Origin of the sequence: Nostoc sp. CCY0012 (genome assembly GCF_963920855.1) — a bacterium.
Classification (GTDB): domain Bacteria; phylum Cyanobacteriota; class Cyanobacteriia; order Cyanobacteriales; family Nostocaceae; genus Cyanocohniella.
Genome location: NZ_CAWUDM010000177.1, coordinates 1 through 7,517 on the forward strand (window position 1 = coordinate 1; position 7,517 = coordinate 7,517).

Genomic DNA, 7,517 nt, shown 5'->3' on the forward strand with positions numbered 1-7,517 from the left:
CCCCTGCCCCCTGCCCCCCCTGCTTCTTCCCAGTCCCCAATCTAGTCTAGTTTCTCACCACTGAGGATAAAAATGGGATCAACAGCGGCAAAGGTTTGGGAAAAGCCACGCGTTTCTAGACGGTTGACTGCTGATTGAACAACTTCGATATTTCTGGCTCGCAATATAGAAAAGCTTTGAGAAATAGCATACAAGCCTTCTAGATTAGCAGCTGTGGCGACCACTCTACCTGATGATGGTAAATATTGCCATACTGCTTGTAAAACATCCTGAATAGGTCTTCCACCCTCAATGCAAACCCGGTGAGGAGTTACTTTGAGATCATGCAAACATTCTGGGGCGCTACCTTCAATTACTTCTACATTTTTAACCCCAAAGCGATCGCAGTTACGCTTAATTAAGTTGGCTACTTCTTCGTCTCTTTCCACCGCGATAATTTGCCCTTGGGGACACAACAATCCTACTTCTACGGGAATTGTCCCTGTCCCCGCCCCAATATCCCACAACACCGAATCAGGTTGTAGCCGCAGTTGGGAAATTAATAACAACCGCACTTCTCGCTGAGTAAAGGGAATACCTGGCAGATGCTCAAATAATTCATCGGGAATACCAGGGGTAATGTAAGGCCAAAGTTGGGAAGGCATAGAAAGACACAATTATACTAAAGGTATTAGCTTGCCCAATTTGACAAGCCATAAGCTATAAAAGCTTTTAAACACAGCATTATCAGCAATCATAATGGTCAGCGAAATTTTAGGCGACCGCTACGCAGTTCAGCAACTCTTAGGAAAAAAGTCAGGGCGGCGGACGCTATTAGCTCAGGATCAGACAACTGGTGAATTGGTTGTGATCAAGTTACTTACTTTTGGGAGTGACTTTGAATGGGATGATCTTAAGCTGTTTGAGCGTGAAGCCGAAACATTAAAATCTTTATCTCACCCTGCTATCCCTCGCTATTTAGACTATTTTGAAGTAAATTCACCCACCATCAAAGGATTTGCCTTAGTACAGAGTTATATCCCAGCTCAAACATTAGAGCAATACTTACAAACTGGGCGGAGTTTTACCGAAGCTGAAGTTAAACAAGTCGCCACAGCCCTTTTAGAAATTCTCATTTACTTACATGGGCTATATCCGCCTGTGATCCACCGTGATATTAAGCCTAGCAATATTCTCTTGGGTGAGCGTTCTGGCAATAGTGTGGGGCAAGTTTATTTAGTAGATTTTGGTTCCGTACAAACTGTCCTCGCAGCTGAAGGCGGAACTAGGACTGTGGTGGGAACTTATGGTTATATGCCACCAGAACAATTTGGGGCGCGGACTGTTCCGTCCTCTGATTTGTATAGTTTAGGCGCAACTTTAATTTATTTGGTGACGGGTACTCATCCAGCCGATTTACCCCAAAAGGATTTTCGCATTCAGTTTGAGCAAGTAACTCATCTGAGTCCAGGCTTGACTCGCTGGTTACAGTGGATGACTGAACCGATGGTGGAACGGCGTCCCAGTTCTGCTGTGGAAGCTTTAAAAGCTTTAGATCAGCCACAGTTGACTAGAACTAATACGGTAACTCTTGGTAATACTGTTAAACCTGCTGGTAGTAAAATTCAAATCACCAAAAATCGAGAATTTTTAGATATTTTTATTCCCCCAGTTGGCTTTCAACCTTCAATGTTATTTACAGGGTTGTTTGCGATCGCCTGGAATTCTTTTATCCTATTCTGGACAATTGGCGCACTTTCTGCACCTTTTCCGGTGAATGTGCCTTTTGCTTTATTCTCGCTGCCTTTTTGGGGTGTGGGGCTATTTATGATCTGGAATGTGTTGCTGGGTATATTTGGCCGCATTCGACTGCACTTGGATGACCAGCAAATTGCCTTTACTTATGAGTTATTGGGATTAAAATTTAATCGTCCCCGGCCATCGCCCAGGGAAAGTATCACTAAACTCGTTTACGTTCCCAAACACTTTACTAAAGATTCAGACGGCGATAAAACCACAGTATCGGCACAACTAGATATTTGGGCAGGAGTCCGGAAATACCCACTGAGTGTCAATTATGGTGGTATCCAATCTGAAGCGGAATTGGAATGGCTAGCCTACGAATTAAGCGATTGGCTAGGCATTGAAATCACGAAATAAGTAGTCCTTTAATGTCTATAGTTAAGAAAGACCCCTTGACAGGAGAAACACATGTTTGGACTGGGATGGCCGGAAGTAGGCATAATTGCCATAGTCGCTATTGTAATTTTTGGGCCGAAAAAAATTCCTGAACTGGGAAATGCACTGGGTAAAACCTTACGAGGTTTTAAAGAGGAATTAAACAATACTGATGATGACACTGATTCTGAAAAAGAACAGCAATAGTTAGCAGTAGAGACGCGATACCATCGTCTCTACTATTTCCCTAAAGCAAAGTATTGATTACAGAAGATGTCACCCCATTTTGGGAATCTACGATTGTCGTGGAGGTATTTTGTTGCTGTACCTCCTCTTTCACTAAACCGCGCATCTTAATTAATTTGATCGCCCGATTGACACTTTCTGGCAAAATTACCACCAGACTGTTATCAGGAGCCATATCTAGAGCTTTGTTTATGGCTGCGGTTTCATCCAAAATTGACTCATAGCGACAATCTGGATTTACTTGGGTGATGCCTTTGATAATTAAACCAGCAGCCGATCCCCGTGGGCGTCCTCTAGTATCGTCGTCTTCTTTGACAATGATGTAGTCAAAAATATCGGCTGAGAGTTTACCCAATGTCACAAAATCTTCGTCACGGCGATCGCCTGGCCCACCAATTACACCAATTCGCTGTCCTGTAGTCCAGTTACGCACAAAAGAACCCACAGCTTCATAACTGGCTGGATTGTGAGCATAGTCAACTAAAGCGTGGTGGTTCCCTAAATTAAATAAATTCATCCGTCCTGGCGTTTGACTCACAGAAGCCCGGAAGGTCTTCAAGCCAGCACGAATCTGCTCAATTGTGACGTTCTGCACAAAGGCTGCCAAACTAGCGGCTAAAGCGTTGGCAATCATAAACGGCGCTCGTCCACCCATTGTCAAGGGAATATTTTCTGCTCTTTCGATGCGATGAGTCCAATCGCCTTTGACAATTGACAAATAGCCGTTTTCATAAACTGCTGCTACTCCTCCCTTTTGGACGTGCTTCCGCACCAATTCCGAGTCGGGATTCATTGTGAAGTAAGCAATATTAGCTTTAGTTCTCTCTGCCATGGCCGCCACACGGTGATCATCAGCGTTGAGTACTGCATAGCCATCAGGGAATACGGCTTCTGCTACTACACTTTTGAGGTTAGCTAACTGATCGATAGTATCTATATCACCTATGCCTAGATGATCAGCCGCAACATTTAGCACTACACCTACATTAGCAGTTTCAAAGCCTAGCCCAGACCGCAGAATCCCACCACGCGCTGTTTCTAGTACGGCTACTTCTACTGTTGGGTCTTCCAGGATTAAATGGGCGCTTTGTGGCCCTGTGTTATCGCCAGACTCTACTAAGTATTCACCGATATATGTTCCATCAGTTGTGGTATAACCTACCACTTTACCTGTCTGCTTATAAATATGTGCTAACAGTCGAGTAGTTGTAGTTTTACCATTAGTACCCGTCACACTGAGAATGGGAATGCGGCTGGATTGTTCGCTAGGGAACAGCATATCCATAACTGCGCCGGCAACGTTGCGGGGAATACCTTGACTGGGGGCGACGTGCATCCGAAAGCCTGGGGCTGCGTTCACTTCCACAATCACAGCATCTACTTCCCGCAGAGGGCGGCTAATATCTGTGGTAACAACATCCAGGCCGGCAATGTCCAGACCAATAATTTTCACTACCCTTTGGGCTAACCAAACGGTTTCTGGGTGGATTTCGTCGGTGCGATCTACGGCACTACCACCTGTACTTAAGTTCGCTGTTGCTCTTAAGTAACAAATTGTACCTTTAGGCGGCACACTATTGAGGGTAAAACCTTGCCTCTCTAATAATTGGTAGCTGTTACGGTCTAGTTCGATTTTGGTGAGGATGTTATCATGCCCTTCACCACGATTGGGGTCTTTGTTGGTTTCTTCAATTAAGTCAGCAATCGTCGATCTGCCATCCCCAACTACATGAGCTGGTACACGTTCGGCTACTGCTACTACTTTGCCATCTACAACTAGTACCCTATGGTCCCGTCCCACATAGTAACGCTCAACAATAATTGACCGAGAAACCTGTCTCGCCGCTTCGTAGGCCGCCTCGGCTTCATCCCAACTTCTAATATCGATGGTAATACCACGTCCATGATTACCATCTAATGGTTTAATGACAATGGGATAGCCGCCCACATATTCGATGGCTTCTTCTAAATCGTCCAAGAAGTTGATTACTGTACCTCTGGGTACTGGCGCTCCTGCGGCTGCGAGAATGCGCTTGGTGGCTTCCTTGTCGCAAGCTAGTTCTACCCCTAAAATACCAGTCTTACTGGTCATTGTTGCCTGCATCCGCTTCTGATTCACGCCATAGCCTAACTGAATCAAAAAGCGCGCACTCAACTGCATCCAAGGAATACCTCTTTTTTCAGCTTCTTTGACAATGGCTTCTGTGGAAGGGCCTAAAGAAGATTCACGCCATAAATCTTGCAGATCTTGGATGTCTTGCTCGAGTTCTGCCTTGGGATAACGACCTCTATCAACAATACTTTGACACAGCCGCACAGCGGCTCGTCCGGCGTAGCGTCCCGCCTCCTCATTCAAGTACTCGATTACTACCTGGAAAATTCCAGGTGTGGCAGTTTCGCGTGTGCGCCCAAAGCCGACATGCATTCCAGCTAATTCCTGGAGTTCTAAGGCTACGTGTTCCACGATATGGCCCATCATGGTGCCTTCTTTGACCCGCATTAAAAAACCACCGCGACAGCCAGGCGAGCAATAATGACCCTCCAGACTTGGCAGCGCCTCTACTAATCCTTCATAAAAGCCAGGGATTTCATTCGAGGGCGTCTCGGCAAGGGTTTCTAAATCGAGGCGCATGACGATCAGCTTGTGGCGTCGAATGCTCCAGTAGTTTGGGCCGCGTAAGGTCTGGATCTTGAGGATTCTCATGGGAATAGGTAGATGGAGATTCGGAACCAAAATTCTAGTTTCTTACTGAAATTGACCGCTAAACTGTTCATAATAAACAGTTTTTTCTTTTTTCATGGTATTATTTTGATTTTTCTACCGCAAGAAATAAAGCGATCAACGACAGTGTAACCTCTGATACACTATTCCGTCAGCTGGAGATGCGATGTACAGCAGGCAATACAGTCCGCTGGTACAGGTGGAAGCGATCGCCATAGCTGAGGATGTGCAGTCGTAAATTATGCACAGTTAGAGGTTCATTAGCGCCGACATGAGGTTCATTTGTATGGGTTACTTCTGTGGGATCAACAATGGTGACACTGCCTTTACCCACAACTTGTAGCCAACCATCGCGTTCAAATACAGCACAAGTATCTTCATCAATGCCAATACCTAAACGATCAGGATGAGCTGCGATCGCACTAATCAAACGACCCATGCGATTACGATTATGAAAGTGCTGGTCAACAATCACTTCCGGGATAAAACCCAAACCCGTTGCCATATCGACCAAGGAACGATTTGGAGTTTCACCACTACCACCGCCAGCAATCATGTGATGCCCCATTACAGCAGCCCCTGCACTAGTTCCTGCTAGGGTCAGCTGTCCCGATCTTACGCGCTGCCGGATAATTTCCATAGCTGGCGTATCTGACAATACACCACACAGGCGTAATTGGTCGCCTCCCGTGAGGAATACCCCACTACAGGCTTCCAAGGATTCTTTAACTTGGGGCGTTTCGCACTGTTCCCGTTCGCGGATGTCTAAAATCTCGACCTTCTCAGCACCCATTTCTTCAAAAATGCGAATATACCGACCACCGATAATGGCCGGTTCACGAGAGGCCGATGGAATAATTGTAATATAGGCCTTACTAGCACCGGCACGACCAAAAAAAGTTCTGAGGATATCGCGTCCATGAACTTTATCTTCTGCGCCTCCGATAACTAGAACGGCGGTTTTAGTTGCTTGGGGTGTCCTCATTTCCAGCGATTTAGCTTTTAATTGCGGCATTATGTTTCTCCTGTCAACAACCTCAGGAGCCATCGCCTTGGACGGGTTCCCCGGCTTGTGGCGAATGGCGTGTGAATTTAACAAGGTATGGCCATGGCCACACAACTTATCAGTAGCCTGATGATTTTTGCACTTTGCTTTTTTTTTGGGAGGACACTTGTCTGAAGTTGGATAGCCAACTCCTCGCTGAATACACATGTTCGCGCAGCGTCTCCTGATGGAGAAAGCTCAATATTCATGTGTCCATTGCTGATCCTCAAAGCCAGCGCCTTGTTATTCACCTGTCCACTTTTTCCAGACTGGCAAAATAATAATGCTTGGGAGACTAGATTTCCCCTTTGGCATTGGGGGCGAGCAGGTCTTAACACGCTTTTTCTGAGGCTGGCTCGATGCATCCTGGAAGTTGTTAACTTGGTCAGATTATTAATTTAAATGTACTTGTGACAATATTTAAACACAAATTAAGTAATTAAAAAACTTTTGATCCTACCAAAAATCAATAGTTCTGGTACTTTTAGACACTATTGATTAAACTTATCTGTAGTTCTATCCTACATTGGCTGATGGTGTTTGCTAGACATTCAAATTTAAGATTAGTGTTCTCGAATACGAATTACTGTGCGCTTTGATATAGTTACACTTTTTCCTGACTGTTTTACCTCAGTTTTAAGTTCGGGGTTGCTCGGTAAAGCCTTAGCCAAACAGATTGCCCAAGTTAATCTGATTAATCCCAGGGATTTTACCACTGATAAGCACCACAAGGCGGATGATGAACCTTACGGCGGCGGGGTGGGAATGCTCATGAAGCCAGAACCCATCTTCAGCGCTGTGGAATCTCTACCGACTCTCCCCCGGAGAGAGATTATTTTAATGAGTCCCCAGGGTGAAACCATCAACCAACCACTGCTGCGAGAGTTAGCCACAAATTATGACCAGCTAGTAGTTATCTGTGGGCATTACGAAGGTGTAGATGAGCGGGTGTTGCATTTAGTTACTCGTGAGGTATCTTTAGGTGATTTTATTCTCACTGGCGGAGAAATTCCTTCAATGGCATTAATTAATGGTGTGGTAAGACTATTACCAGGAACCGTGGGCAAAGTCGAGTCCCTAAAGGCAGAAAGTTTTGAAGAAGGATTGCTAGACTATCCCCAGTACACTCGTCCCGCCAATTTTCGTGGATGGAAAGTGCCAGATGTCTTATTATCGGGAAATCATGCCGAAATTGCCCGCTGGCGGTATGAACAACAAATTAAAAGAACAGGCGATCGCCGTCCTGATTTGCTGAAAAAATGGCAACAAGAGAAGAGGCAGGGGGGCAGGGGGCAGGGTGCAGGGGGGAAATTTGTTCTTTACTCTCCACTCCCCATTACCCCTTAT

The 7,517-nt window shown here is 45.5% G+C and carries 6 protein-coding genes; 3 read left to right on the top strand and 3 right to left on the bottom strand.

Annotated elements, in window-relative coordinates:
- Nucleotides 1–41: 41 nt before the first annotated feature.
- Complete coding sequence (cbiT, locus tag ACM0OS_RS27700; RefSeq protein ID WP_414546391.1) at nt 42–644, bottom strand: precorrin-6Y C5,15-methyltransferase subunit CbiT; 603 nt, start codon at nt 642–644, stop codon at nt 42–44.
- A 94-nt stretch (nt 645–738) separates the two neighbouring features.
- On the opposite strand from cbiT, the gene ACM0OS_RS27705 reads away from it, so the two are divergent.
- Together ACM0OS_RS27705 and tatA are read left to right on the top strand one after the other, a co-directional pair.
- Entirely contained in the window at nt 739–2,139 is a 1,401-nt protein-coding gene (locus ACM0OS_RS27705) for a serine/threonine protein kinase (RefSeq protein WP_414546392.1), read from the top strand.
- A 51-nt stretch (nt 2,140–2,190) separates the two neighbouring features.
- On the top strand, nt 2,191–2,364 hold the full coding sequence (gene tatA / locus ACM0OS_RS27710) for a twin-arginine translocase TatA/TatE family subunit (RefSeq protein WP_414546393.1): 174 nt from the start codon (nt 2,191–2,193) through the stop codon (nt 2,362–2,364).
- A 40-nt stretch (nt 2,365–2,404) separates the two neighbouring features.
- On the opposite strand, the gene cphA is transcribed toward tatA, so the two are convergent.
- Together cphA and ACM0OS_RS27720 are read right to left on the bottom strand one after the other, a co-directional pair.
- Complete coding sequence (cphA, locus tag ACM0OS_RS27715; RefSeq protein WP_414546396.1) at nt 2,405–5,107, bottom strand: cyanophycin synthetase; 2,703 nt, start codon at nt 5,105–5,107, stop codon at nt 2,405–2,407.
- Between the two features lie 169 nt (nt 5,108–5,276).
- Nucleotides 5,277–6,140, bottom strand: a complete 864-nt coding sequence (locus tag ACM0OS_RS27720; RefSeq protein ID WP_414546394.1) for a cyanophycinase — start codon at nt 6,138–6,140, stop codon at nt 5,277–5,279.
- A 618-nt stretch (nt 6,141–6,758) separates the two neighbouring features.
- Here ACM0OS_RS27720 and trmD point away from each other — a divergent pair.
- Nucleotides 6,759–7,517, top strand: a 759-nt coding sequence (gene trmD / locus ACM0OS_RS27725) for a tRNA (guanosine(37)-N1)-methyltransferase TrmD (protein ID WP_414546395.1), incomplete at its 3' end; no start/stop codon positions are given.

Coding starts and splice junctions, on each gene's coding strand:
- cbiT (WP_414546391.1), bottom strand. CDS start 644: ATGCCTTCCCAACTTTGGCCTTACATTACCCCTGGTATTCCCGATGAA.
- ACM0OS_RS27705 (WP_414546392.1), top strand. CDS start 739: ATGGTCAGCGAAATTTTAGGCGACCGCTACGCAGTTCAGCAACTCTTA.
- tatA (WP_414546393.1), top strand. CDS start 2,191: ATGTTTGGACTGGGATGGCCGGAAGTAGGCATAATTGCCATAGTCGCT.
- cphA (WP_414546396.1), bottom strand. CDS start 5,107: ATGAGAATCCTCAAGATCCAGACCTTACGCGGCCCAAACTACTGGAGC.
- ACM0OS_RS27720 (WP_414546394.1), bottom strand. CDS start 6,140: ATGCCGCAATTAAAAGCTAAATCGCTGGAAATGAGGACACCCCAAGCA.